The sequence below is a fragment of the Staphylococcus sp. HMSC34C02 genome (assembly GCF_001838705.1).
GTDB lineage: Bacteria > Bacillota > Bacilli > Staphylococcales > Staphylococcaceae > Staphylococcus > Staphylococcus borealis.
The window spans coordinates 1-26042 of sequence record NZ_KV838582.1; the positions used below are offsets into that span (position 1 = coordinate 1).

24 protein-coding genes are annotated in these 26042 nt (G+C 33.9%); 13 read left to right on the top strand and 11 right to left on the bottom strand.

What is annotated here, in order from left to right:
• The first annotated feature begins 781 nt into the window (after window positions 1–781).
• The 4 genes from HMPREF3239_RS06075 to agrA are packed head-to-tail and all read left to right on the top strand — an operon-like array spanning window position 782 to window position 3530.
• On the top strand, window positions 782–1348 hold the full coding sequence (locus HMPREF3239_RS06075; RefSeq protein ID WP_070855047.1) for an accessory gene regulator AgrB: 567 nt from the start codon (window positions 782–784) through the stop codon (window positions 1346–1348).
• 1 nt (window position 1349) lies between these two features.
• Window positions 1350–1493, top strand: coding sequence for a cyclic lactone autoinducer peptide AgrD (gene agrD, locus HMPREF3239_RS06080; protein ID WP_070855048.1), 144 nt, complete (start codon window positions 1350–1352; stop codon window positions 1491–1493).
• 18 nt (window positions 1494–1511) lie between these two features.
• Window positions 1512–2795 (top strand): quorum-sensing sensor histidine kinase AgrC, encoded by a 1284-nt coding sequence (gene agrC / locus HMPREF3239_RS06085; protein ID WP_070855049.1) that lies wholly within the window; start codon window positions 1512–1514, stop codon window positions 2793–2795.
• A gap of 18 nt (window positions 2796–2813) precedes the next feature.
• Window positions 2814–3530, top strand: coding sequence for a quorum-sensing response regulator AgrA (gene agrA / locus HMPREF3239_RS06090; protein ID WP_053030422.1), 717 nt, complete (start codon window positions 2814–2816; stop codon window positions 3528–3530).
• 85 nt (window positions 3531–3615) lie between these two features.
• Here agrA and HMPREF3239_RS06095 read toward each other — a convergent pair whose 3' ends face one another.
• From HMPREF3239_RS06095 to HMPREF3239_RS06125, 7 genes are all read right to left on the bottom strand, one after another.
• Window positions 3616–4578 (bottom strand): carbohydrate kinase family protein, encoded by a 963-nt coding sequence (locus HMPREF3239_RS06095; protein ID WP_070855050.1) that lies wholly within the window; start codon window positions 4576–4578, stop codon window positions 3616–3618.
• Window positions 4579–4581: 3 nt separating this feature from the next.
• A complete protein-coding gene (locus tag HMPREF3239_RS06100; RefSeq protein ID WP_070855051.1) occupies window positions 4582–6066 on the bottom strand; it encodes a sucrose-6-phosphate hydrolase in 1485 nt (494 codons plus the stop codon).
• A gap of 96 nt (window positions 6067–6162) precedes the next feature.
• Entirely contained in the window at window positions 6163–7113 is a 951-nt protein-coding gene (locus tag HMPREF3239_RS06105; RefSeq protein WP_053030426.1) for a LacI family DNA-binding transcriptional regulator, read from the bottom strand.
• 98 nt (window positions 7114–7211) lie between these two features.
• Window positions 7212–8456, bottom strand: coding sequence for an ammonium transporter (locus HMPREF3239_RS06110; protein WP_070855052.1), 1245 nt, complete (start codon window positions 8454–8456; stop codon window positions 7212–7214).
• Between the two features lie 118 nt (window positions 8457–8574).
• Window positions 8575–8799: a sulfurtransferase TusA family protein gene (locus HMPREF3239_RS06115; protein WP_011275296.1), complete on the bottom strand. Its 225-nt coding sequence runs from the start codon at window positions 8797–8799 to the stop codon at window positions 8575–8577.
• An 18-nt stretch (window positions 8800–8817) separates the two neighbouring features.
• Window positions 8818–9915 carry a YeeE/YedE family protein gene (locus HMPREF3239_RS06120; RefSeq protein ID WP_070855053.1) on the bottom strand — a complete coding sequence of 366 codons (1098 nt, stop codon included), beginning with the start codon at window positions 9913–9915 and terminating at the stop codon, window positions 8818–8820.
• A gap of 367 nt (window positions 9916–10282) precedes the next feature.
• Window positions 10283–10921 carry a redox-sensing transcriptional repressor Rex gene (locus tag HMPREF3239_RS06125; RefSeq protein ID WP_070855054.1) on the bottom strand — a complete coding sequence of 213 codons (639 nt, stop codon included), beginning with the start codon at window positions 10919–10921 and terminating at the stop codon, window positions 10283–10285.
• Window positions 10922–11162: 241 nt separating this feature from the next.
• Between HMPREF3239_RS06125 and HMPREF3239_RS06130 the strand changes: the two genes are divergently transcribed.
• Window positions 11163–13106 carry an ABC-F family ATP-binding cassette domain-containing protein gene (locus tag HMPREF3239_RS06130; RefSeq protein ID WP_070855055.1) on the top strand — a complete coding sequence of 648 codons (1944 nt, stop codon included), beginning with the start codon at window positions 11163–11165 and terminating at the stop codon, window positions 13104–13106.
• Window positions 13107–13472: 366 nt separating this feature from the next.
• Here HMPREF3239_RS06130 and tsaD read toward each other — a convergent pair whose 3' ends face one another.
• The 4 genes from tsaD to tsaE are packed head-to-tail and all read right to left on the bottom strand — an operon-like array spanning window position 13473 to window position 16038.
• Entirely contained in the window at window positions 13473–14501 is a 1029-nt protein-coding gene (gene tsaD, locus HMPREF3239_RS06135) for a tRNA (adenosine(37)-N6)-threonylcarbamoyltransferase complex transferase subunit TsaD (RefSeq protein ID WP_070855056.1), read from the bottom strand.
• A complete protein-coding gene (gene rimI / locus HMPREF3239_RS06140; protein ID WP_053030439.1) occupies window positions 14494–14958 on the bottom strand; it encodes a ribosomal protein S18-alanine N-acetyltransferase in 465 nt (154 codons plus the stop codon). The genes tsaD and rimI overlap by 8 nt, the downstream gene beginning before the upstream one ends.
• Window positions 14931–15596 carry a tRNA (adenosine(37)-N6)-threonylcarbamoyltransferase complex dimerization subunit type 1 TsaB gene (tsaB, locus tag HMPREF3239_RS06145; protein WP_053030441.1) on the bottom strand — a complete coding sequence of 222 codons (666 nt, stop codon included), beginning with the start codon at window positions 15594–15596 and terminating at the stop codon, window positions 14931–14933. Before tsaB ends, rimI begins: the two co-directional genes overlap by 28 nt.
• The gene (gene tsaE, locus HMPREF3239_RS06150; protein WP_070855057.1) at window positions 15577–16038 is read right to left on the bottom strand and encodes a tRNA (adenosine(37)-N6)-threonylcarbamoyltransferase complex ATPase subunit type 1 TsaE; all 462 of its coding nucleotides are present in this window, start codon (window positions 16036–16038) and stop codon (window positions 15577–15579) included. The genes tsaB and tsaE overlap by 20 nt, the downstream gene beginning before the upstream one ends.
• A gap of 504 nt (window positions 16039–16542) precedes the next feature.
• Here tsaE and ilvD point away from each other — a divergent pair.
• The 8 genes from ilvD to leuD all read left to right on the top strand — a co-directional run bounded on the left by ilvD (window position 16543) and on the right by leuD (window position 25961).
• Window positions 16543–18231 carry a dihydroxy-acid dehydratase gene (gene ilvD, locus HMPREF3239_RS06155; RefSeq protein ID WP_070855058.1) on the top strand — a complete coding sequence of 563 codons (1689 nt, stop codon included), beginning with the start codon at window positions 16543–16545 and terminating at the stop codon, window positions 18229–18231.
• An 18-nt stretch (window positions 18232–18249) separates the two neighbouring features.
• Entirely contained in the window at window positions 18250–20025 is a 1776-nt protein-coding gene (gene ilvB / locus HMPREF3239_RS06160) for a biosynthetic-type acetolactate synthase large subunit (protein WP_070855059.1), read from the top strand.
• Window positions 20022–20264 (top strand): ACT domain-containing protein, encoded by a 243-nt coding sequence (locus tag HMPREF3239_RS06165; protein WP_053030452.1) that lies wholly within the window; start codon window positions 20022–20024, stop codon window positions 20262–20264. The genes ilvB and HMPREF3239_RS06165 overlap by 4 nt, the downstream gene beginning before the upstream one ends.
• A gap of 133 nt (window positions 20265–20397) precedes the next feature.
• A complete protein-coding gene (gene ilvC / locus HMPREF3239_RS06170; RefSeq protein ID WP_053030454.1) occupies window positions 20398–21402 on the top strand; it encodes a ketol-acid reductoisomerase in 1005 nt (334 codons plus the stop codon).
• A gap of 20 nt (window positions 21403–21422) precedes the next feature.
• Complete coding sequence (locus HMPREF3239_RS06175; protein WP_070855060.1) at window positions 21423–22964, top strand: 2-isopropylmalate synthase; 1542 nt, start codon at window positions 21423–21425, stop codon at window positions 22962–22964.
• Entirely contained in the window at window positions 22954–23997 is a 1044-nt protein-coding gene (gene leuB / locus HMPREF3239_RS06180; RefSeq protein WP_070855061.1) for a 3-isopropylmalate dehydrogenase, read from the top strand. Before HMPREF3239_RS06175 ends, leuB begins: the two co-directional genes overlap by 11 nt.
• A gap of 15 nt (window positions 23998–24012) precedes the next feature.
• Window positions 24013–25383 carry a 3-isopropylmalate dehydratase large subunit gene (gene leuC, locus HMPREF3239_RS06185; protein WP_070855062.1) on the top strand — a complete coding sequence of 457 codons (1371 nt, stop codon included), beginning with the start codon at window positions 24013–24015 and terminating at the stop codon, window positions 25381–25383.
• Window positions 25384–25385: 2 nt separating this feature from the next.
• Window positions 25386–25961, top strand: a complete 576-nt coding sequence (leuD, locus tag HMPREF3239_RS06190; RefSeq protein WP_070855063.1) for a 3-isopropylmalate dehydratase small subunit — start codon at window positions 25386–25388, stop codon at window positions 25959–25961.
• The last annotated feature ends 81 nt before the right edge of the window (window positions 25962–26042 follow it).

Sequence of the window (26042 nt, forward strand, 5' to 3'; positions counted from 1 at the left end):
TAGTCATCAGTCCAATTTATTATAGAGCCAAATTTATATAAATAGTGCAACATACTGTATCCAATCGTTTGGGTACAGTTTTTATTAACGACAAAAGTCGCGAGCTTGGGAGGAACTCGCGACTTTCATATTAAGGGAATGTTTTTTACAGTTATTTCAATCTTTGGGGATGTTATTAATTATGAAAATTTTACAATAGCTTACATCCTGAAAATATTTAACTTCTATATCATACAATAGCTAAGTTAAATACCTTCCACTGAGTTTCAACTTCAGTAACTTTGCTTGTTTCATTAATAAGTTGGGATGGCTTATTAATGAATACGTTTAACTACACGAAGAAAACAAATTAAGATAACTTCTAAATAAATTAGAAGCTTCTTTATTAATAATGTTCGATGGGACATTACTAATATTGAAATGGTTAACCAAAACCATTCACAACACTTACAACATATGGTAAAAGGATTAATGATTTCGCAACTACAAACAAAACCATTTACCTCGATTACCAAAACAATAACTATTAAATTTAAAGACTAAGATTATTAAGTTTTTATCACTCGTAAGTGATATGAGTCTATTTAAACATAACCTTCCAATTTATTTTTAATTATTTCTTAAATCGCATGTTTTTATACATAACTGTAATATTTTATATGTTAAAATATTACTTGTAATTTCAATATAACAGTTAAGTATTTATTTTGAACAGTTACGCATAAGCCCCCAGACCAATTGCGCTAAATTGTATAATCAATATAAGGAGAGTGGCACGCTATTGAAAGCAATTGATAAAAAGATTGAGCAATTCGCATTATACTTGCAACGTCAAAACAACCTAGATCATATTCAATTTTTAAAAGTAAAGTTGGGATTACAAGTCGTTGTAAGCAATCTTGCTAAAACAATTGTGACCTATGGTGTTGCACTTATCTTCCATACATTTCTATACACTTTATTTACACATGTTAGTTATTTTTTAGTTAGACGTTATGCACATGGGGCACATGCAAAATCATCATTGTTATGTCATGTTCAAAATTTAATATTTTTTGTCGCTTTACCTTGGGTAGTTGTCTACATTAATCTAAATGTGGGTATAATATATTTGGCTAGTGTTGTGGCTTTTGTATTAATAGTACTATTTGCTCCATCAGCCACAAAGAAACAACCAATTCCACTACACTTAGTAAAACGAAAAAAATTATACTCTGTTATTTTAGCAATGGTATTAATAACTATTTCTGTAGTTTTACCAGTGCCTTTCAAAGAACTTATTGTATTAGGGATATTTTTAGAAAGTTTAACGTTATTACCAATCTTTTATTCTGAGGAGGACAATTAATATGAATTTATTAACTATGTTATTCGCAAAAGTATTTAGCTTTATCTTTGGGTTAGTAGGAACATTCTCTGTTCAAGATGTGTGCAGTTTTTATTTTGATGAACCAGAAGTACCTAAAGAATTACAAGATTTATCTAAAAAATAATTAAAGAAAGTGTTAGAAATGAATCTTTTAGACTTTGTTCCATTATCAATTTTTCAATCAATAATGTTAATCTTGGTCTCAAAAATTATTATAGATATTAAATTTAGTAAGAGGGATTATTTAACTTGTATAAGTATTATAATCCCTTGTACTATTTTATTTTATTATGTAGATAGAAAATCAGTATTAGTTCTCATAATTTCTGTCATGCTTTTCTTCTGTCTGAAATCGGGTTTATGGTCCATATTATCAGTTTTATTATCAACACTTATAATGTATATTAGTAATTTTTTCACGCTTACTATATATGTGATAACTAATAACAGTATGAAAATTAGATTTCTTGAAATTGTTGTCTATATGGCTTCATTTTTTATAATCGCAATGATAGGCGCCTATTCCATTAGATTTCTATTGAAAAAGCTAAAAAAGACATATTTATTTTTTAACAATATATATATAATTCTTATCTCTGTTTTTCTAATTTTTTCAATCATTACATTATATCTTTATACTCAAAAATTCTATTTGGATTCAGAAGGATTAAGATTATTCGCTTATGTATTTTTAGGGATTCTATTCTTTTTAATACTTTGTATAATCATAATTACATATACAACTCATCGAGAACTCCGTTATAAACGTAATATGGAAGAAATTGAAACATATTATGAATATACTTTACAAATTGAATCAATTAACAATGAAATGCGTAAGTTTAGACATGATTATGTAAATATTTTAACTACGATGTCTGAGTATATTCGTGAAGATGACATGCCTGGGCTAAGACAATACTTCAATGAAAATATTGTACCTGTGAAAGATAATCTTCAAATGAAATCAATTAAAATTAATGGTACTGAGAATTTAAAAGTACGTGCGATTAAAGGCTTAGTTACCACTAAAATTTTACAAGCTCAAGAGAAGAACATTCCTATTAGTATAGAGGTGCCTGAGTTAGTAGAACATATAGAAATGAACACGATTGATCTTAGTCGTATCATTGGAATCATTACGGATAATGCGATTGAAGCATCAGAGACGCTTGAAGATGCATTGATTCGTATTGCATTTATTAATACTGAGACGTCTGTTATGTTTATTGTTATGAATAAGTGCCAAGAAGATATGCCTCGTATTCACGAATTATTCCAAGAACGCTTTTCAACTAAAGGAGAAAACAGAGGTCTAGGATTAAGCACGTTGAAAGAAATCACTGATTCTACTGACAATGTGTTACTCGATACGACGATAGAAAATGGCTACTTTGTGCAAAAAGTAGAAATCATAAATAATTAGTCATAAGGATGTGTAATCATGAAAATATTCATTTGTGAAGATGATGTAAAACAACGCGAAAATATGGTTTCAATTATTAACAATTATATAATGATTGAAGAAAAACCAATGGAAATTGCGCTGGCAACAGATGATCCTTATGAAGTCATTGAAAAATCTAAAGAAATGAATGATGTTGGATGCTACTTTTTAGACATTCAATTAGAGGCTGATATCAACGGGATAAAATTAGGTAGTGAAATTCGTAAATATGACCCTATTGGAAACATCATTTTTGTTACAAGTCATAGCGAGTTAACATACTTAACGTTTGTATATAAAGTTTCAGCAATGGATTTTATCTTTAAAGATGATCCTAGTCAGTTGCAATCGAGAATTATTGATTGTTTAGAAACGGCGCATACACGCTTAAAATTATTGTCTAAAGAAAGTAATGTTGAGACGATAGAATTAAAAAGAGGTAGTAATTCTATCTATGTTCAATATGATGACGTCATGTTTTTCGAATCATCTACAAAATCACATCGTTTGATTGCACACCTAGATAATCGTCAAATAGAGTTTTATGGTAACTTAAAAGAACTCGCACAATTGGATGATCGTTTCTTTAGATGTCATAACAGTTTCGTTGTTAACCGTCATAATATTGAATCTATTGATTCAAAAGAACGTATTGTTAACTTTAAAAATGGCGAGCATTGTTTTGCATCTGTTCGTAATGTTAAAAAAATATAGTTGAATATACACAATCAAAATACTCTATAAGTAGATTAATTTAGAAGCGGGACAATGAATTTATCACTGTCCCGCTCTTTTTTCATTATTTTAATTCTGATGTAACTTCTTCAAGTGTTGGAATACTTTCAATGGCACCATATTTTGTTGTAACTTTTGCTGCTACGAAGTTACTGAATTGCAGTATGGCTTGCCCTTCTTCCTTAAGCAATTTAGTCATATTCACTTCATCACTTAATAATATTCTGCTAATTGCTGCTCCAATAAAGGCATCTCCTGCGCCTGTCGTATCAACGGCTTTTACTTTAAATCCTTCATGATATATCTTAGTTCCATTTTTTAAAATAATACTAGCACCATTTGGACCTTGTGTATAAATAACTGCTACGACCGATCCTTGAAATAACGACTGAATTGCACTTTCTTCATCCGCTTCGCCTGTAATAAATTCAAGTTCCTCATCTGAAACTTTTATGATATTCGCTTTAGGAATGAACGCCTGTATCGTTTCTTTACATGCTTCAGCACTATGCCATAGCGGTAAACGTACATTAGGATCAAAAACGATGGTTCCATGAGCAGATTTAAATTTATCAATCATAGCTTGATGCGCTTCTTTCATATCACTTTCAACTAAATCAACAGAACAGAAATGTAGGATATCATTCGGGTTAATTGAAATTTCGTCTAAATAGTCCGCTTTATAAAGCATATCAGCAGAAGGTTTACGATAAAATGAAAAATCTCTTTGTCCATCTTCTTTTAAGCTTACAAATGCTAATGCCGTATTTGCTACATCTGTTCTTCTAATGAATTGAGTACCTACACCTAGATTGCTTAAAGTTTCAACTATAATATCACCAAATGCATCATTACCTAATTGCGTCACCATTTCAGTAGATGCTCCCATTTTACGTGCTACACTTACTACATTTGCAGGTGCACCCCCAACTTGTCGACTAAATTGTTCAACATCTTTAAGTTCAGAGTTCTTCACATTTGGTATAAAATCTATTAATGCTTCACCTATTCCGTATAACTTTCTCATTTTTTAATCATCCTTAAGTTCATATTTAGTGAATTTTAAATAAACTTGTCCTGTTTCTGTTGATGTTTCTATACCTGTAGCATTTTCATCTGGAAATATTCTTGAAGTTAAAACACGTTCGCCGTCATTGCAAAATATCTCAATACTTGATGTATCAACAAATATTTGTAATTGGCTCAATGGAGACTTTAAAATTGTACTTCTTGTTAAATCTTGAACATTGTCTGGCAATAATCCACTTTCCGTGCGATCCAATGTAAGCTTTTGTTCGCTTGTATTATAGATAATTTTGGTGTTATTTAACTTTGATGTACGTAATTCAAAATAAATTTCTGACGCATCATTTTCAAGAATATCAATAATCAGTTCATACTGTGTACCTTCATATGGATGTAATTTTCGATTAAATTTATTAGCATAACCTAGTGCAGTTTCTTTATTTTTACGTAACTTTTCAAGCCCTTTAAACGGACGTTGTCGCAGTTGATTATCCTCAATTGTCAGCACCCTAGGTATTGTTAAACAATGTGCCCATCCTTCATCATCGGTAGGATAATTGATTTCAGGTAAACCCATCCATCCAATTAATATTCTATTACCATTTTCATCTAAAAATGTTTGAGGCGCGTAAAAATCAAAGCCATTATCTAGCTCTATAAAGTCCCCATGTTCAAATGATAATGTGTCAAAATCTATATCCCCTATCAAATATCCAGATTGATATATATTTCTAAAGTGATCACCCTGTGCTTCAATTCCTTGGGGACTGAAAAGTATGATATCTTTAGAATTCAAATTAAAATAGTCAGGACATTCCCACATATAGCCAAAGTTTTTTAAATGTGTTTCAAGTTCCCCACAAAAAGACCATTGCTTTAATTGTTTATCTTTCGTCTTGTAAATTAAACAACGACCTTGTTCATCATTTGTTTGGGCACCAATTATCACATAATATTCACCATTCAATTCAAACACTTTAGGATCTCTAAAATGACTTGTATATCCCTCTGGTTGTGAAGCGATAACGGGTTTATCAAATTTTGTAATCGTACCGTCATTTTCTACTTTCGCAATCATCTGACTAGCATAACGTTCCCATTGAGCATCACGTCGATTACCTGTGTATATGTAATATAAGTCGCCTTCATGTTCAAAAGCATTGCCACTATAAACACCGTGACTATCATAATATGTATCTGGTTTTAATACAGCACCTTGTGGTTCGAACGTCACTAAATCGTCACTCGTATAATTAAACCAATACTTCAATCCATGTACAGCACCAAGTGGGAACCATTGATGTGAAACATAATATTTGCCATTATGATAAATTAAACCGTTAGGATCATTGAGCAAACCTGTTTCAGGTTGGATATGAAATGTCTGACGAAATCTTGACGCTTCGACTTGTTGTTTAAGATGCTCTAGGTACTTTTTATCTACGTCTTCAATGCGACGATAACGTTCTTCTCTTGACCATTCAGCCATATTATTCCTCCATCATTGATAAATTAAATCTAAGTTTATTATTATTCTATCATCGACTATGGTATCGGTTCCATAGTTTTATGTAAATTAAAATTTCTATATTTCAACTGGGATTGTGGTTTTTAACACGACATTTTTAGAAAAAATTAATTCATTTAATTGTTTCATAGCATGCGTCCCAGCTTTATAATAATTAAATTTAACAGTCGTAATCGCAGGCGTGACGAGTTGCGTCATTGGGTCTCCTCCAAAACCATAAATTTGATAGTTCTCAGATGTATTGGGTTGTTGAGAATAAAACTTATGAATCGCTAATGCTATAGGATCTGTTGCCCCAATTAATACGTCAATATTACATGTATGATTTAACTTTTCAGCAACATCATTTTTAGCCTCTTCATATTTAAAAGAAGTTACATAAATTTGGGGATGAATATCATATTTTTTTAAAGCATCAATAATACCTTGCTTTCGTTGTATACCCACAGCAACATCCTCTTCACTAACTCCAAAGAATACGACATTTCGAAATTGTTGATGCCCTATTTGTTCACCTACGATGTATCCTGCTTGATAATCATCATGGATAATACTATGTAACTCAGGATGCGACTGACCGACTAGAATAACTGGTACATCTAATTTCTGAATCACTTCTAAATGTTTATTTGTTAAAGTAGTAGCCATTAATATGATGCCATCTACTTTACTTCTTGAAAAGGTCTCAAGTGCTTCAATCTCAGCATGAACATCTAAACCAGTATAATTAAGTAATAATTGATATTGATGTTGATGGCATACCGATACAATGCCTTTAACTGTCTCATCCACTGCATGTGAATTCATTCTTGGTATAATAGCACCAATCATATGTGTATGCTTGGCTCTTAAACTTTGCGCAAATTGATTTGGTTGGTAATCATGCTCAGCTATGATACGACTTAACTTTTCCTTCGTATGCGGGCTAACTGAGCCGTCATTTAAAAAGCGGGAGACCGTGCTTTTAGATACTCCCGCTAATTTTGCGATATCTGATATATTTTTCATTAGATTAATCACCTAAATTAACTGTCATTTAAGCATTATTTTATCACATAACTATTCTTATAAAATACTGTTTAGTATATGAATCACTAATAAAACTATCAATATCTTTTATTCAGTTTGTTTAATTCGCCATAAAAATACGCTTTCTCACCATGAACAAGTTGATCTAATCCTGTCTTATCTTCTTCTTCAGTGGTTGCAATAGGCATGATACTTTGTAAAATCTTACCTATAATCCAAGTTAAAACCACCGTGTAACATAAAACCACGAGCACAGCTATAACTTGAATCAACACTGAGTGAATGTCTCCGTTATAGATAAATCCGTTTGATATATCATGATTAACATGTTGTGATTGAAACACGCCAGTAAGAATAGCACCAACGATACCTCCTGCACCATGAATACCAAAAGCATCAAGTGTATCGTTATATTTATACTTCACTTTAATCACATTAATAACGAAATAACAAACGATGCCACCCGCAAATGCAATAACAAATGCATTAAAATAATTCACATAGCCTGCTGCAGGTGTAATAGCGACTAAGCCAGCTAAGACACCTGATAATAAGCCTAGTAGGCTTATTTTCTTAGTCATAAGGTACTCAATGATTAACCAACTAAACGCACCACCACTTGCCGCGATAATTGTATTTACAAATGATGTTAGTGCAACATCATTTAACGTATATGCACTTCCTGTGTTAAAACCATACCAACCAATCCAAACTAAAATACCACCAATTAAAGTGATTAAAAGATTATGTGGCTGTATTTTTTCAATTTTTTTACCATTACCTATCATAATCGCTAAAATAAGGCCTGAGAGACCAGATGTGATATGTACAACTGTACCACCAGCGTAATCTAAAGCACCAAGTTGTTGTATCCATCCTCCGCCCCATACCCAATGCGCAACTGGGCTATATATCAAAATCACCCATAAGAATATAAAAATAATAAACGGAAAGAATTTCATACGTTCAGCAATTGAACCTGAAAGTATTGAAACTGCTATTGTGCAAAACATCATTTGGAACAACATAAATAATGCAAACGGGATGTGTGGACTTAATTGGTCATTGACTGCAAAACCAACATGTTGTAACCCAATCAAATCGAAATTACCTATAAAAGCATTGCCTGTTCCAAAACTTAATGAAAAACCTAATGTAACCCATGTAAACGTCACGATAATCATTGCTGCCATACTTTGCATAACTGTGTTTAGGACATTCTTTGATTGAACTAGACCACCATAAAACAAGCTAAGCCCAGGGGTCATAACCCAAACAAGTAAAGTGCAAAGAAATAAAAAAATTGTGTCATCCATCTTCATAATTACCACTTCCTTTGAAAATATCATAATGATACTTCAAAGAAATAGCAAAAATACGTAAGATAAAATGACACAATATGTTACATAATATAACAGTGTTTTAATCACTTATTTAAATTTAAGCTTTTTGAATTGTAATTGTCCAAGATGCATCATCTAATTGTTCATAATTCGTAACTGGATAACCTTGTTCAGCCGCCCAATTTGGAATAGCTTCTGTTGCTTGCGTACAATCGAAATCTATTTTAAGTTCATCACCATTATCTAATGTTTGCATTTTCTTTTGTGCTTCAATAAGTGGAAATGGACATACCATACCTACTGTACCTAATTCATATAACATTGTTATTCCTCCAATTAATTATGTTGTTTGTGTTTGTTTTGGAACTGCAGTATTTTGAGATTGTGATGTTTGTTTTTCTAACTTTTTCATTGGTCTAATAAAAATAAAGTAACTCATAAACCATACACCTAAAATCATAGAACCTAGTGCAATCCAGCCTTTCCAAGACATAATAGCTGTTTCTACTAAGCCATTACCAATTGAACAACCACCTGCTACTGAGGCACCGAATCCCATGCAAATACCACCAATAGCACTATTACGAATCGTCTTCTTATCAGGTAATCGCCATTTGAATTCACGTGATCCTCTAGCAGCGATATATGACCCTAAAAAGATACCTAATATTAATAGTACACCCCAATCTATTAACTGAGTATCTCCTGTAATTAAAAACGTAATTAAGTTTGCTGATGGTGTTGTGATGCCTAAACCATAATCTCTACCAGTTGACATACTCATCGGCCAAGCAATTAATGCTATCAAACCAACTGCTATACCAGCTACAAATGGGTGGTATCGTTTTTCAAATAAATAATGTCTCAAGCCACTATATTTTTGCTTAAGCTTTGGAACCGCAAATTTGGGTTTAGGTTTGCGTAACGTTTTAGTTACAAAAATAATCGTGATGATCGTTAATATTAAAGTAAATACCCACATTGGAATACCCGTTGTCTGAGACATATTGGCATTGATATTTGTAGGTTGATTTATCCACGTCATCACTGGAAGTAGCACACCTGTTTTAGTAATTGCCGCAGTTACTGCATATAACACGAGTGCTACCCAACTTCCAATTAAACCTTCTCCAGCACGATACCATGTACCTGTAGCACAGCCTCCTGCTAATACAATACCTATTCCAAATATAAACGCACCAATGATGGTACCAATAATTGGAAATGTACTATCAGGTATTGAAATAAGATTTAACCCAGTTAAGATCAGTAGTCCTATACTTTGGACTGTAATAGCTACTAATAAAGCATAAAACATTTTGTTATTTTTTTGAACATACATGTCTCTAAAGCCACCAGCTAGGCAAAAACGTGTACGTTGCATAACAAACCCTAATAATATTCCAACGATAAGACCACTAATAATCATCCATATCACTATTAATTCATCCTTTCCCGATTATTTTACTAAGGTATTATAATCAATTGTACTAAATTTGGCAACTTCTTAAAATAAAATGATTCTAGCGATTTTTCACATGACCTATTAATTATTGCATTTGATTCACTCAATGTTGGCAAACAAAAAACGGGAGTGGAACAGAATTCTTTTGAATTCGTGGTCCACTCCCAGCTTGCTTTGCTTGTAGAATTTCTAAGTGAAATTCTCTTTGTTGGGGCCCCTGACTAGAACTGAGAATAGCTTGATTTAAGCGCCTTTTCAGTTCAGTCAGCTACTGCGAATTTGCTAAATAGCATTATTATATTATTTATGCCCCAGAGTGCTGTAATAAAAGTGACGTTATTTAATTGGAATAATTTTTCATGAAGAATAGCAATGATTGCAATTCTATACCTAAGTCAATATGATGAACTTGTACACTATTAGGTACTTCTATTCTAGTTGGTGTGAAATTTAAAATACCATTAATATTTGCATCAATTAACTCATTTGCCACACGTTGCGCTACACTTTCTGGCGTCGTTAAAATAACAACATTAATATTTTTGTCAGCAAGAACTTGTTTTAAGTCGTTCATATGATGAACAGTCACATCACCAATCTTATTTCCGACAATGTGCTCATCAACATCAAAAGCCTCTGTAATGGTCATTTCATCGTGAATTGAAAAGTTATACGTTAAAAGTGCCCTACCTAAATTACCAACACCTACCAATGCAATGTGTATATTATCGCTATCACTAAGTGTCGTTTTAAAGAATTCTAATAAACTATCTACATTGTAACCGTAACCTTTTTTCCCTAATTCTCCAAAATATGAGAAATCTCTACGAATGGTTGCTGATTCAATATTTAATGCCTCGCTAATCGCTTTTGAATTCACTCTGTCTATGCCTTTTGATTTTAACGTGTTAACGAATCTGTAATATAAAGGTAATCGTTTCAAAGTTGCTCGTGGAATTTTAGATTTATTTTGAGCCATTTAAAATGCCCCCCTTTCGTTTGAATTTTATAATCTATGTATCCAAACTATTTTGAGTGCTATACGTTTTAAATTTTTTTAAATTTTCTTATGTCCTATTATGAATACTGGAATATTATACCTTAACGCATTTTAAAAATAAATAACTTAGTTTCAAGAAACTAAGTAATACGGTAAAATATAGAGTAATATACAACTTAATTTCGAGTAATAAACTTACAAATAGAAAGGTGAAACCTGAATGATACTCTTGCAATTAAATGACATTTCGAAATCATTTGATGGTGATGATATTTTCACACGTGTGAATTTCGAAGTAAAGACAGGCGAACGAATCGGAGTCGTAGGTCGTAACGGTGCTGGAAAATCAACCTTAATGAAAATTATTGCCGGTGTTGAAGATTACGATAGCGGCCATATTTCTAAAATTAAAAATTTACGAATGGGTTACCTGACCCAACAAATGACGCTTAATTCATCCGCTTCAGTGTTTGAAGAAATGTCTAAACCATTTGAACATCTCAAAAAGATGGAACGCTTAATTAAAGAAGAAACGAACTGGCTCGCTGATCATGCATCTGACTATGATTCTGATGCCTATCAACAACATATGGAACGTTTTGAATCATTAACCAATCAATTTGAACAACGCGATGGTTATCAATATGAAAGTAAAATCAAAACAGTTCTACATGGTCTAAATTTTAACGAAGATGATTTTGATAAACCTATTAACGATTTTAGTGGTGGTCAAAAAACACGATTATCATTAGCGCAAATGTTATTGAATGAGCCAGATTTATTACTATTAGACGAACCTACAAACCATTTAGATTTAGAAACAACAAAGTGGTTAGAAGATTATTTAAAATACTTCAAAGGTGCCATCGTCATCATCAGTCACGATAGATACTTCTTAGACAAGATTGTCACGCAAATCTATGATGTGGCACTTGGTGACGTTAAACGTTATGTAGGCAATTACGAGCAATTTATCGAGCAACGTGATAAGTATTATGAAAGTCGCATGCAAGAATATGAACGTCAACAAGATGAAATTAAGCGATTGGAAACCTTTGTAGAAAAAAATATTACACGCGCCTCAACTAGTGGTATGGCAAAAAGTCGTCGCAAAACATTAGAAAAAATGGAACGTATCGACAAACCAATGTTAGACGCAAGAAGTGCCAATATTCAATTTGGTTTCGATCGAAATACAGGAAATGACGTGATGCACATTCGCAATCTTGAAATTGGTTATGATGCGCCTATAACATCTCCAATTAACATAGAAGTCACGAAAGGCGATCATATCGCAATCATAGGTCCTAATGGTGTAGGTAAAACGACGCTAATTAAGACAATCGCACAACGACAAGATCAATTAGACGGTAATATTACCTTTGGTGCTAATCTACAAATTGGCTACTATGATCAAAAGCAAGCAGAATTTAAATCCAACAAAACAATTCTCGACTATGTTTGGGATCAATATCCAACTATGAATGAAAAAGACATACGCGCTGTATTAGGACGTTTCTTATTTGTACAAGATGATGTTAAAAAAATTATTAACGATTTATCTGGTGGCGAAAAAGCACGATTACAATTAGCACTCCTAATGTTACAACGAGATAACGTCTTAATCCTTGATGAACCTACAAACCATTTAGATATTGATTCTAAAGAAATGCTTGAACAAGCATTAAAAGATTTTGAAGGAACGATTCTATTCGTTTCCCATGATCGATACTTTATTAATCAATTAGCTAATAAAGTCTTTGATTTAAATATAGATGGCGGTCAGATGTATCTTGGAGATTATCAATATTATATTGAGAAAATAGAAGAAGCAGCTGCATTAGAAGCATTTGAAAATGAACGTAATGATGATAGCAAGAATGATGTTTCCACTCAAAACGTAAACAATAACACCATCAATACGTATGATTCGCAAAAACAACAACGCCGTGAGCAACGTAAATTAGAACGACTCATTGAAGAATGTGAATCTAAAATTGAATCCTATGAAAATGAAATCGCTCAAATTGATGAACAACTGACGCAACCTGATGTATTTAATAATCCTGAAAAAGCTTCATCATTAGCGAATCAAAAACAAGAAACCGAACAGAAATTAGAACAAGTTATGACCGAATGGGAAAATTTACAAGAAAATGTTTAAAACGCATTAATCTTAAAATAGCTAGAAAGTATTTTATAACTTTTTAGCTATTTTTTTGAATTAATTTCAATAAAAGTTATAAACAGTTAAAATGTGATAATATCAACTATCCACAAAGTTATCCTACTTATCCACAAGATATTTTTGATTCATTTACCATTTTTTTACACAAAATTAACCTGCTATCCACATTGTTAAGAACCTTTTATCCACAACTTATACACTTAATGTTGATAAGTACAAATGTTCCCTATTGACCTTTATCAAATGATGTTTCATCAAAAGACAAAACCTCTTATAACGTAGGCATTACAATGCTAACGTTCATAAGAGGTTTCTTATCGTAAAACAAATTTTTAAAATCATTTAAGCATCTATTGTTGCTTCTTCTATGTCCATGTTATTTTCACCATTTAAATCTAAATGAGCTGTAACGCCTGCTTGATAATAGTAGTATGCCGCTGCGCCGATCATTGCTGCATTATCCGTACATAATTTAGGACTTGGAATAGATAAATGGATATTATTTGCTTCGCATAATTGTTGTAAACGTTGACGAAGTCCTTTGTTACTTGCAACGCCTCCAGCAACGATAAGTCTATTCACATTATATGCCTTACATGCATTCATCGCTTTAGTGCTTAATACGTCTACGACACTATTTTGAAAACTAGTTGCCACATTTTCTTTAACAATTGTTTCATTCTTTTGTCTTAAATTATGCAGTTTGTTGATTACAGCACTTTTCAAACCACTAAAACTAAAATCATAACTATCTTTTTCTAACCATACTCTTGGAAAATCATACGTATCTTGACCTTGTTGTGCTAATTTGTCAATTTGTGGTCCACCCGGATATGGTAAATCAATTGTTCGTGCCACTTTATCATAGGCTTCACCCACTGCATCGTCTCTTGTCTCTCCAATGACTTCAAAATGCATATGAGATTTCATATACACGAGTTCAGTGTGACCTCCAGATACGATTAACGCGATTAAAGGAAATGTTAATGGTTCTTCTAAATGATTAGCGTAAATATGACCAGCAATATGGTGTACAGGAATAAGCGGTTTATCGTAAGCAAAGGCTAGTGCTTTTGCTGCATTAATACCAATCAGCAATGCCCCAATTAAACCTGGCCCTTGAGTTACAGCTATTGCATCTATATCATGCATCGTAATGTTTGCAGATATTAGCGCTTCATCAATAGTTGTTGTAATACCTTCCACATGATGGCGACTGGCAACCTCTGGCACAACACCTCCAAAACGCTTATGACTCTCAATTTGGCTAAGTACAATATTGGATAAAATTGTGTTGCCATCCTTAATGACACTTACACTTGTTTCATCACAACTTGTTTCAATTGCTAATATTAATGTTTCTTTATTCATTTAAGTTCACCCACATAACCATTGCATCCTCGCCTTCTCCATAATAATTTTTACGTTTACCACCAAATTGAAATCCCAAATTAGTATAAACGTGTTGTGCTATGACATTATCAACTCTAACTTCTAAACTCATTACTTCACATGTATGCTTAGCATAATCCATAACATATTTTAACAATAATTGTCCCAGCCCATATCCTCTGTAATCTTTACGAATAGCTATCGTTGTTATTTGAGCCTGATCAATAACAATCCAAAGCCCTAGATATCCGATAATTTCATTTTCAAAAAGAATTACAAAATATTTAGCAAAGTTATTTTCATTTAATTCATGATAAAATGCATCTATCGTCCATGAACTATCATTAAAACTGTCACGTTCTATATCAAATACATTAGGAACATCATCGACTTGCATCGCTCTAATTGTTAATTCTGATTCTGTTGGTTTAGCCAATTTCTTTCTGCCTCTGATAATTTAATATAATTTGGAACAAATGTATGAATATCTTCACTTTCAGTTAAAAGTGGTTTCATTGCAGGTGCATGTGGTAAGTGACTTTGTATTTCTCCATCAAGGTAGTTTGATAATTTATCAGCATCTTTACCAATATAGACAAATGGCTGTTTGAAATCAGTCAAGTGTTGTTTTAATTCTTGAATTGGTAAATATTGATCTTCTAAAATTGTCTTTAATTTTCCTTCTTCATATTGATAAACACCTGTATAAACCGCTTCTCGACGTGCATCAATAATAGGAACCAATAATCTTTGGTCGCTTTCATCCATTGTGGCAGCTAATGCTAATAAAGACGATACGCCATATAATTTTGCATTTAATGCATATGCTAACGTTTTAGCAGTTGTAACACCAATTCTTACACCTGTATATGAACCCGGCCCCTTAGCAACTACAATACCATCAATCTCGCTTTTATCAATTTTCGCTTCTTCAAATAAATGTTGAATACCAGGCATAAGTTGACTAGAATGATCTTTTTTATTTTCGGTAGTCATTTCAGACAATACGGCATGATCTTGCATGATTGCGATTGACATCGGTTGATTTGATGTATCAATCAGTAATAAATTCACTTTCAACTTCCTCCTTAACGTTCAAATAATGTGTCCCTATGCCATTTAGTTCAATCGTTCTTTGTGTTTCGTTAACAGTCTCTATATTAATGATTAATCGTTCTTCAGGTAATAAATCATAAATAAATTGACTCCACTCAATAACAGTGATGCCTTCATCTTGAAAATATTCTTCAAAACCTAAGTCCTCATCTGAATCTTCCAAACGATAGCAGTCCATATGATGTAGCTTTAAATGACTACCTCTATAAGATTTTATAATATTAAATGTCGGAGAATTAATATTACGTTTAACACCTAAATGTTTACCTATAAATTGAGTTAGCGTTGTTTTACCTGCACCAAGATCACCATTTAATAAAATGACATCACCAGGCTTTAAGTGTCGAACTAACACATTAGCGAATTGATCTAATTCATCCAAGTTATTAATCGTTATCATTAGTCCCACTCTCTCTACTTATTTTATTAACTAATTACTATTGCTATATTTTTGATTTTAAATGGCTTAATTTTCCTAACACAATTGAATTAAGCCATAACAATTTAACTTAATAAGTATAACAAATTCCTTTAGCAATTTCCCTATAAGGAACATAAATTTGAAAAAGGATTTATGTTAGAAAATTCTTAAAAATTATATTGACTTAATAAACACTGTGTAGTAAATTAAGTTTATCGAATTTTTAAACAATTCTAACTATTTAAATATAACCATTCAAGGAAGGAGTATATTAAAATGACTACAATGACACATCAAGCATATAATCCGACTGACAATTTAATTATTTTATTATACTCTCAAGGGCTGGAACTTTAGTATCTTTCAATTACTAAATGTTTAAGTCCTATTTCTCATTGAATGGGACTTGTAGACGTCCCAATCACAAATTGGGACGTCTTTTTATGTGTAACAAACTTAATGTGTTTTATGGGGGAATTATTTATGAGAAGTGACATGATAAAAAAAGGTGATCAACAAGCACCTGCTCGAAGTCTTTTACACGCCACGGGCGCACTGAAAAATCCAACAGATATGAATAAACCTTTCGTAGCGATTTGTAATTCTTATATCGATATTGTACCTGGACATGTCCATTTAAGAGAACTGGCTGACATCGCGAAAGAAGCAATACGTGAGGCAGGCGCTATTCCTTTTGAATTTAATACGATTGGTGTCGATGACGGTATCGCTATGGGACATATCGGAATGCGATACTCACTCCCTTCTCGAGAACTTATTGCAGATGCTGCTGAAACTGTTATTAATGCGCACTGGTTCGATGGTGTATTTTACATTCCTAATTGCGACAAAATCACACCTGGTATGATATTAGCTGCCGTAAGAACCAATGTACCAGCAATATTCTGTTCAGGTGGCCCTATGAAAGCTGGATTATCTGCTCAAGGGAAGGCATTAACATTATCATCCATGTTTGAAGCAGTTGGTGCTTTTAAAGAAGGTAAACTTTCGAAAGAAGCATTTTTAGATATGGAACAAAATGCTTGCCCTACTTGTGGCTCATGCGCAGGCATGTTTACAGCAAATTCAATGAATTGCCTAATGGAAGTGTTAGGTTTAGCACTACCTTATAACGGTACAGCTTTAGCAGTTAGTGAGCAAAGAAGAGAAATGATTCGTGAAGCGGCCTTTAAATTAGTTGATAATATTAAAAAGGATATTAAGCCACTTGATATTGTGACTAGAGAAGCAATTGACGATGCATTCGCACTGGACATGGCAATGGGTGGTTCCACTAACACGGTATTACATACTTTAGCGATAGCAAATGAAGCGGGCATTGATTATGACTTAGAGCGTATCAATGAAATTGCTAAGAGAACGCCTTATTTATCTAAGATTGCACCAAGTTCATCATATTCAATGCACGATGTACACGAAGCTGGTGGTTGTCCAGCTATCATAAATGAATTAATGAAAAAAGAAGGCACTTTACACCCAGATAGACTTACAGTGACTGGACAAACGCTTCGTGAAAATAATGAAGGTAAAGAGATTAAAAACTTTGAGGTCATTCACTCACTCGACAATCCATATGATAAACAAGGTGGGCTCTCTATCTTATTTGGAAATATTGCGCCTAAAGGTGCGGTAATTAAAGTTGGTGGTGTTGACCCTTCTATCAAAACATTCACTGGTAAAGCGGTATGTTTCAACTCACATGATGAAGCAGTCGAGGCCATTGATAACAAAATCGTTCGTGAAGGTCACGTCGTTGTTATACGTTACGAAGGACCTAAAGGAGGACCAGGAATGCCTGAAATGTTAGCACCTACCTCTTCAATTGTAGGTAGAGGGTTAGGTAAAGACGTTGCATTAATTACTGATGGCAGATTTTCTGGAGCAACAAGAGGTATTGCTGTTGGACATATTTCACCAGAAGCCGCATCAGGTGGTCCTATTGGCCTCATTAAAGACGGTGATGAAATCACGATTGATTTAATCAATCGCACTTTAGATGTTAATCAAACTGCAGAAGAACTTGATCAACGCAAAAAAGCACTCCAACCTTTTAAAGCTAAAGTAAAATCAGGTTATCTAGCGAGATATACCGCTTTGGTTACGAGTGCGAACACTGGTGGCATAATGCAAGTTCCAGAAAATCTTATCTAACTAGAGGAGTTGTTCATCATGGCAAATAAAATGGAAAGTAACGTCGTTAGTTCATCAACTACGACACATTCAAATCAATCTAATCTGAAAGCAGACGTCAATAGTAACGAGAATCACACACTAAGAGCTGGCTCAGAACTATTAGTTGAAGCTCTATTACATGAAGATGTTGACTTTATTTTCGGCTACCCTGGTGGTGCAGTTTTACCTTTATACGACACGTTTTATGATGGTAAAATTAAACACATTTTGGCAAGACATGAGCAAGGTGCGACACATGCTGCTGAAGGCTATGCTAGAGTATCTGGCAAAACTGGTGTAGTCGTAGTTACAAGTGGTCCTGGCGCTACAAATGCAATTACCGGTATTACAGATGCTTATTGTGATTCCCTCCCCTTGGTGGTGTTCACAGGACAAGTAGCAACGCCAGGTATTGGTAAAGATGCCTTTCAAGAGGCAGATTTACTTTCTATGACAACACCAATCACGAAGGCGAATTTCCAAGTTAAAAATGTAAACGATATTCCTAGAATTATTCATGAAGCATTTTACTTAGCTAATTCAGGTCGTAAAGGCCCAGTCGTTATAGATTTCCCTAAAGATATGGGTGTACTAAAAACAACTGCACCACTGGTAAGTGACGTGAATTTACCAGCCTACAAAGTTACTGAAGAACCACAGAATAAAGACATTGACCAATTAGTTCATTATTTATCTAAGGCCAAACAACCAGTAGTCTTAGCAGGTGCAGGGATAAATCATTCGCAATCCAACGATTTATTAACGCAGTTTGTAACGAAACATCAAATTCCAGTAGTGACTACACTATTAGGCTTAGGTGCGATTCCATACGATAACCCATTATTTCTAGGTATGGGTGGTATGCATGGATCTTACGCTAGCAATATGGCTTTAACTGAATGTGATTTATTAATTAATTTGGGTAGTCGATTCGATGATAGACTTGCAAGCAAACCGGATGAATTTGCACCGAATGCTATTGTTGTTCATGTGGATATTGATGAATCGGAAATCAATAAAGTGATTGCCACTGATTTAGGAATTGTGGCTGATTGTAAACAGGTATTGGAAGCTTTGTCTCATAAGTTTAAAAATGAAACTTCTCATGATGAATGGGTTCAACATTGCCTTGAAAATAAAAGCAAACATCCTTTTAAATATACTGTGGCTGATGACACATTTTGTAAGCCCCAAGAGGCGATTGAATATATTGGGCAAATTACACACGGTGAAGCCATCGTTACTACTGATGTTGGACAACATCAAATGTGGGCGGCTCAATTCTATCCTTTCAAACATCATGGTCAATGGGTTACAAGTGGCGGATTAGGTACGATGGGCTTCGGTATTCCCTCTGCGATTGGTGCTCAATTAGCTGAACCCGACAAAACCGTTATCTGTTTCGTTGGTGATGGTGGGTTCCAAATGACGAATCAGGAAATGGCATTACTTCCTGAATACGGACTTAATGTAAAGATCGTTCTTATTAATAACGGAACCTTAGGTATGGTCAAACAGTGGCAAGACAAATTCTTTAACCACCGATTCTCTCATTCCGTATTTAATGATCAACCTGACTTCATGAAAATGGCGGAAGCTTATGGTGTCAAAGGTTACTTAATTGATCATCCCGATAAATTAACAGCGACACTTGATGAAGCATTTAATTATCAAGGGCCTGCATTAATTGAAGTTAGAATCTCACCTACCGAACCAGTTAATCCTATGATTCCAAGTGGCAAAGCGAACCATGAAATGGAGGGATTAGAATGAAACGCGTTTTACAGTTAAAAGTCACAGACCAAGTAAGTACGTTAAATAGAATTACTAGTGCCTTCGTTCGACTACAATATAATATAAACGAACTGACAGTTAAGCCATCAGAAGAAAACGGGATTTCTGATATGCAAATTATTGCTGATATTGAAGATGAAGCAATTTTTAAAATATTAGTAGCCAAATTACAAAAACAAGTCAGTGTATTAGAAGTTCAAGTTATCAACCAGCAATAAAGTAAATTCTAGATTGATGCGCTAGTACAAATAAACAAAACATGACTAACATCACATTTTATAGATATTAGTATATCTATAATTTTAAGAATATTCAAAATATTGAAATTTTAAATTTTTGGAGGAATGTATTATGACTAAAGTTTATTATGATCAATCAGTAGAGAAAGATGCATTACAAGGTAAAAAAATCGCAATTGTAGGTTACGGTTCACAAGGACATGCACATGCACAAAATCTTAAAGACAATGGCTATGACGTTATTGTAGGTATCCGCCCTGGTCATTCTTTTGATAAAGCTAAAGAAGACGGATTTGATGTGTATCCAGTCGCAGAAGCCGTTAAACAAGCTGATGTCATCATGGTGTTATTACCAGATGAAATTCAAGGCAATGTATATAAAAACGAAATTGAACCTAATTTAGAAGCAGGAAATGCCTTAGCATTTGCACATGGATTTAACATTCACTTTGAAGTTATCAAACCACCGAAAGATGTCGATGTCTTCCTAGTAGCACCTAAAGGACCTGGTCACTTAGTAAGACGTACGTTCGTTGAAGGGACTGCAGTGCCGGCATTATTCGGTGTACAACAAGATGCTACTGGTCAAGCACGCGATATTTCTTTAAGTTACGCAAAAGGTATTGGTGCTACGCGTGCGGGTGTCATTGAAACAACATTTAAAGAAGAAACAGAAACTGATTTATTCGGTGAGCAAGCTGTACTTTGTGGTGGTATCCATAAATTAATCCAAAGTGGTTTTGAAACACTTGTTGAAGCGGGTTATCAAAAAGAATTAGCTTATTTCGAAGTATTACACGAAATGAAATTAATTGTTGATTTAATGTATGAAGGCGGCATGGAAAACGTACGTTATTCAATCTCAAACACTGCAGAATATGGAGACTATGTTTCAGGGCCTAGAATCATTACACCGGATGTCAAAGATAATATGAAAGCTGTATTAAAAGATATTCAAAATGGTAATTTTGCAAATAGTTTTGTTAAAGATAATGAAAATGGCTTTAAAGAATTTTATAAATTACGCGAACAACAACACGGTCATGAAATTGAAGCTGTTGGTCGTGAATTAAGAAAAATGATGCCATTCATTAAATCTAAAAGCATTCAAAAATAATAGCTAAGGGGTTGTTAAAGATGGAAAGCCATATTCAAATTTTCGATACGACTTTAAGAGATGGTGAACAAACACCAGGCGTTAATTTCTCTTTTGATGAAAGATTAAAGATAGCTAAACAGTTAGAGACATGGGGTGTAGATATACTAGAAGCTGGGTTTCCCGCTTCTAGTACTGGTAGTTTTAAGTCTGTTCAAGCAATTTCAAATACATTAACTCAAACAGCTGTATGTGGATTAGCGCGTTGTAAGAAATCAGATATTGATGCTGTTTATGAGGCTACGAAAGATGCTGTAAAACCAGTTATTCATGTTTTTATAGCTACCTCACCTATTCATTTAACGCATAAACTCAAAATGACTCAAGAACAAGTATTGGAATCAATTAAAGAACATGTCACGTATGCTAAACAATACTTCGATGTCGTTCAATTTTCACCAGAGGATGCGACTAGAACAGAATCAGATTTCTTAATCAAATGTGTACAAATAGCAGTTGACTCTGGTGCAACGATAATTAATATTCCAGACACTGTTGGTTACAGTTATCCAAATGAATATGGTCAAATTTTTAAAACCTTAATTGAGCACATAAAGACGAACCAAGACATTATTTATAGTGCACATTGTCATGACGATTTAGGAATGGCAGTTGCAAATAGCTTAGCTGCAATTGAAAATGGTGCTACTCGAATAGAGGGAACAGTTAACGGCATTGGTGAGCGCGCAGGCAATACTGCGCTAGAAGAATTAGCGTTAGCACTATATGTACGAAAAGACCATTATGGTAATGAAACGCGATTAAATCTATCAGAAACCAAAAATACATCCGACATTATATCACGCTATGCTGGTATACGTGTACCAAGAAATAAAGCCATTGTGGGTCAAAATGCTTTCAGTCATGAATCTGGTATTCATCAAGATGGCGTTCTAAAAAATCCAGAAACATATGAAATTATGACACCACAACTTGTTGGTATACGTAAAAATGATTTACCGCTTGGCAAATTATCAGGTAAACACGCTTTTGCTGAAAAATTAAAATCATTAGGATATGATATTGAACCTCAAAATCAAGTTGACTTATTTAAACAATTTAAAGCTATAGCTGACAAGAAGAAAAGTGTTACTGATCGTGATATACACGCACTGATTCAAGGTACTGAACATGAACAAAATGCAATATATCAAGTCGAAACACTGCAATTACAATTTGTGTCAAACGGTTTACAAAGTGCTGTCGTCGTTATCAAAGATAAACATGGTAAGTTATATCAAGATTCAAGTATTGGTACGGGGTCAATTGTGGCTATATATAATGCAGTTGATCGAATTTTCAAGCATAAGAGTGAACTCATTGAATATCGAATTGATTCAGTCACTGAAGGTACTGATGCTCAAGCTGAAGTTCATGTGTCATTAAATATAGAGGGTCATCCCGTTAATGGTATCGGTATTGACCATGATGTATTATATGCCTCTTGCAAAGCATATGTAGAAGCGCATGCAAAATATGTGAATGAAATTCAAAATAAGGAGCGTAATCATCATGCCTTTTAATATAGTAGCTTTACCCGGTGATGGCATAGGTCCAGAAATATTAAGTGGAACGTTAGAACTATTAGAACAAATAAGTAAAAAATATCAATTTGAGTATCAGTTGAAGTCGTATGACTTTGGTGGTGCAGCCATAGATTCGCAGGGTGTTCCCCTTCCAGATGATACTTTAGAAGCGTGTAAAAATGCAGATGCAATTTTACTGGGAGCTGTAGGTGGTCCACAATGGACAAACCCTAATAATAGACCTGAACAAGGCTTATTGGCATTACGGAAATCATTAGGATTATTTGCTAACATACGTCCTACTAAAGTTACAGACGGTACAAGCCACTTCTCTCCAATTAAAGAAGAACGTGTCAAAGGAACTGATCTTATTATAGTAAGAGAGTTAACTAGCGGATTATATTTCGGTCAACCTCGGCATCTTGATGACCTTAGTGCATTAGATTCATTAACATACACTAAAGATGAAATTCAACGTATTGCGAAGGTTGCATTTGAATTAGCATTAAATCGAAAGAAAAAATTAACATCAGTTGATAAAGAAAATGTACTAGCTTCGAGTAAGCTTTGGCGTCAAACAATCGATGAAGTTAGCTTGGAGTATCCAGAAGTAGAAGTAAACCATTTATTAGTTGATGCGTGTAGTATGCACTTAATTACGCGACCTACCGATTTCGACGTAATTGTAACCGAAAATTTATTTGGAGATATTTTAAGTGATGAAGCTTCTACTATACCTGGTTCTCTAGGTTTATCCCCTTCTGCTAGTTTTAGTTTAGAAGGGCCAAGATTATATGAGCCTATTCATGGTTCAGCACCTGATATTGCAAATCAAAATATAGCTAATCCATTTGGTATGGTTCTTTCTTTAGCAATGTGTTTGCGTGAAAGCTTTAACTTTGAGGATGCCGCATCAGAACTAGAACAATTGGTATATCAGTTAATTAAAGACGGAAAAACAACACCAGATTTAAATGGCCAATATACTACGTCAGATATTTTTAACGAACTAAAAAAGAATTATGAATAAGGGAGGAGTACTTTTATGGGACAAACGTTATTCGATAAAGTTTGGAATAAACATGTTTTAACCGGTAATGAAGGTGAACCTCAATTATTATATATAGATTTGCACTTAATTCATGAAGTGACTTCTCCTCAAGCTTTCGAAGGATTGAGACTACAGAACCGTAAATTAAGACGTCCTGATTTAACATTCGCAACGTTAGATCACAATGTTCCTACCATTGATATTTTTAATATTAAAGATGAAATTGCAAATAAACAAATCACAACTCTTCAAAAAAATGCAAAAGCATTTGGCGTTCACCTCTTTGACATGGGTTCAGACGAACAAGGTATTGTTCATATGGTTGGTCCAGAAACTGGTCTTACTCAACCAGGAAAAACAATTGTCTGTGGTGATTCACATACTGCTACACATGGTGCTTTTGGTGCAATCGCCTTTGGCATAGGAACAAGTGAAGTAGAACATGTATTTGCTACTCAAACGCTTTGGCAAACGAAACCTAAAAACTTAAAAATAGATGTCACAGGTCAACTACCAAAAGGTGTCTACGCCAAAGATATTATTTTGTATCTTATTAGTAAATATGGGGTGGATTTTGGCACAGGCTATGCTATAGAGTTTACGGGTGAAACAATCAAAGCGTTATCCATGGAAGCTAGAATGACGATTTGCAATATGGCTATAGAAGCTGGCGCTAAATATGGGTTAATGCAACCAGATGAAACAACATTCGATTACGTCAAAGGTAGAAAGTATGCTCAAAATTTTGAACGTTCTATTCATGATTGGCGTAAATTATATACTGATGAGGACGCTCAATTTGATAAAGTTATTCAACTTGATGTCACACATCTCGAACCTCAAGTGACATGGGGCACAAATCCAGAAATGGGTGTTAGTTTTAATACACCTTTTCCACAAATTAAAAATATTAATGATGAGCGTGCCTACCAATATATGGGTCTTAAACCAGGCCAAAAAGCAGAAGATATTGATTTAGGTTATGTCTTCTTAGGTTCTTGTACAAATGCAAGACTATCGGATTTAATAGAAGCTAGTCACATCGTTAAAGGTAATCAAGTTCACCCTAAGATTACTGCAATCGTTGTACCAGGCTCTCGATCTGTTAAAAAAGAAGCTGAAGCGTTAGGTTTAGATAAAATCTTCAAAGAGGCTGGATTCCAATGGAGAGAACCTGGTTGCTCAATGTGTTTAGGTATGAATCCTGACCAAGTACCAGAGGGCATTCATTGTGCTTCTACAAGTAATCGTAACTTTGAAGGAAGACAAGGTAAAGGTGCGAGAACGCATCTTGTGTCCCCAGCTATGGCAGCTGCTGCCGCTATCAAAGGAAAATTTGTAGATGTTAGAAAGGTGGTTGTTTAACAATGGATATTCAACCTATTACAACCTACACAGGTAAAGTTGTACCATTATTTAACGACAATATAGATACCGATCAAATTATTCCTAAAGCTCATCTTAAACGCATTACTAAAAGTGGATTTGGACCATTTGCGTTTGATGAATGGCGTTATCTACCAGACGGTTCAGATAATCCAGATTTTAATCCAAACAAACCTGAATATGCTGGTGCTTCTATTTTAATAACTGGAGATAATTTTGGTTGTGGCTCAAGTCGAGAACATGCTGCATGGGCTTTAAAAGATTATGGATTTAATATTATTATAGCTGGAAGTTTTAGTGACATCTTTTATATGAATTGTACAAAAAATGGCATGCTACCGATAACTTTGAATGAAGATGAAAGAAAATATTTAGCATCTCAGAAAGAAATTACAGTGGATTTACCACAACAGACAGTTTCAGCAAATAATAAATCATTCAAATTTAAAATCGATGAAACATGGAAACATAAATTAGTAAATGGACTAGATGATATCGCCATTACATTGGCGTATGAAGGTTTAATAGAACAATATGAAAATAAAAATAAAGGTTGAGATACTATGACTGTAAAGACAACAGTAAATGCTAAAGATGTAGATAATGCATATTTACGAATTAAAGATGTTGTTAAAGAG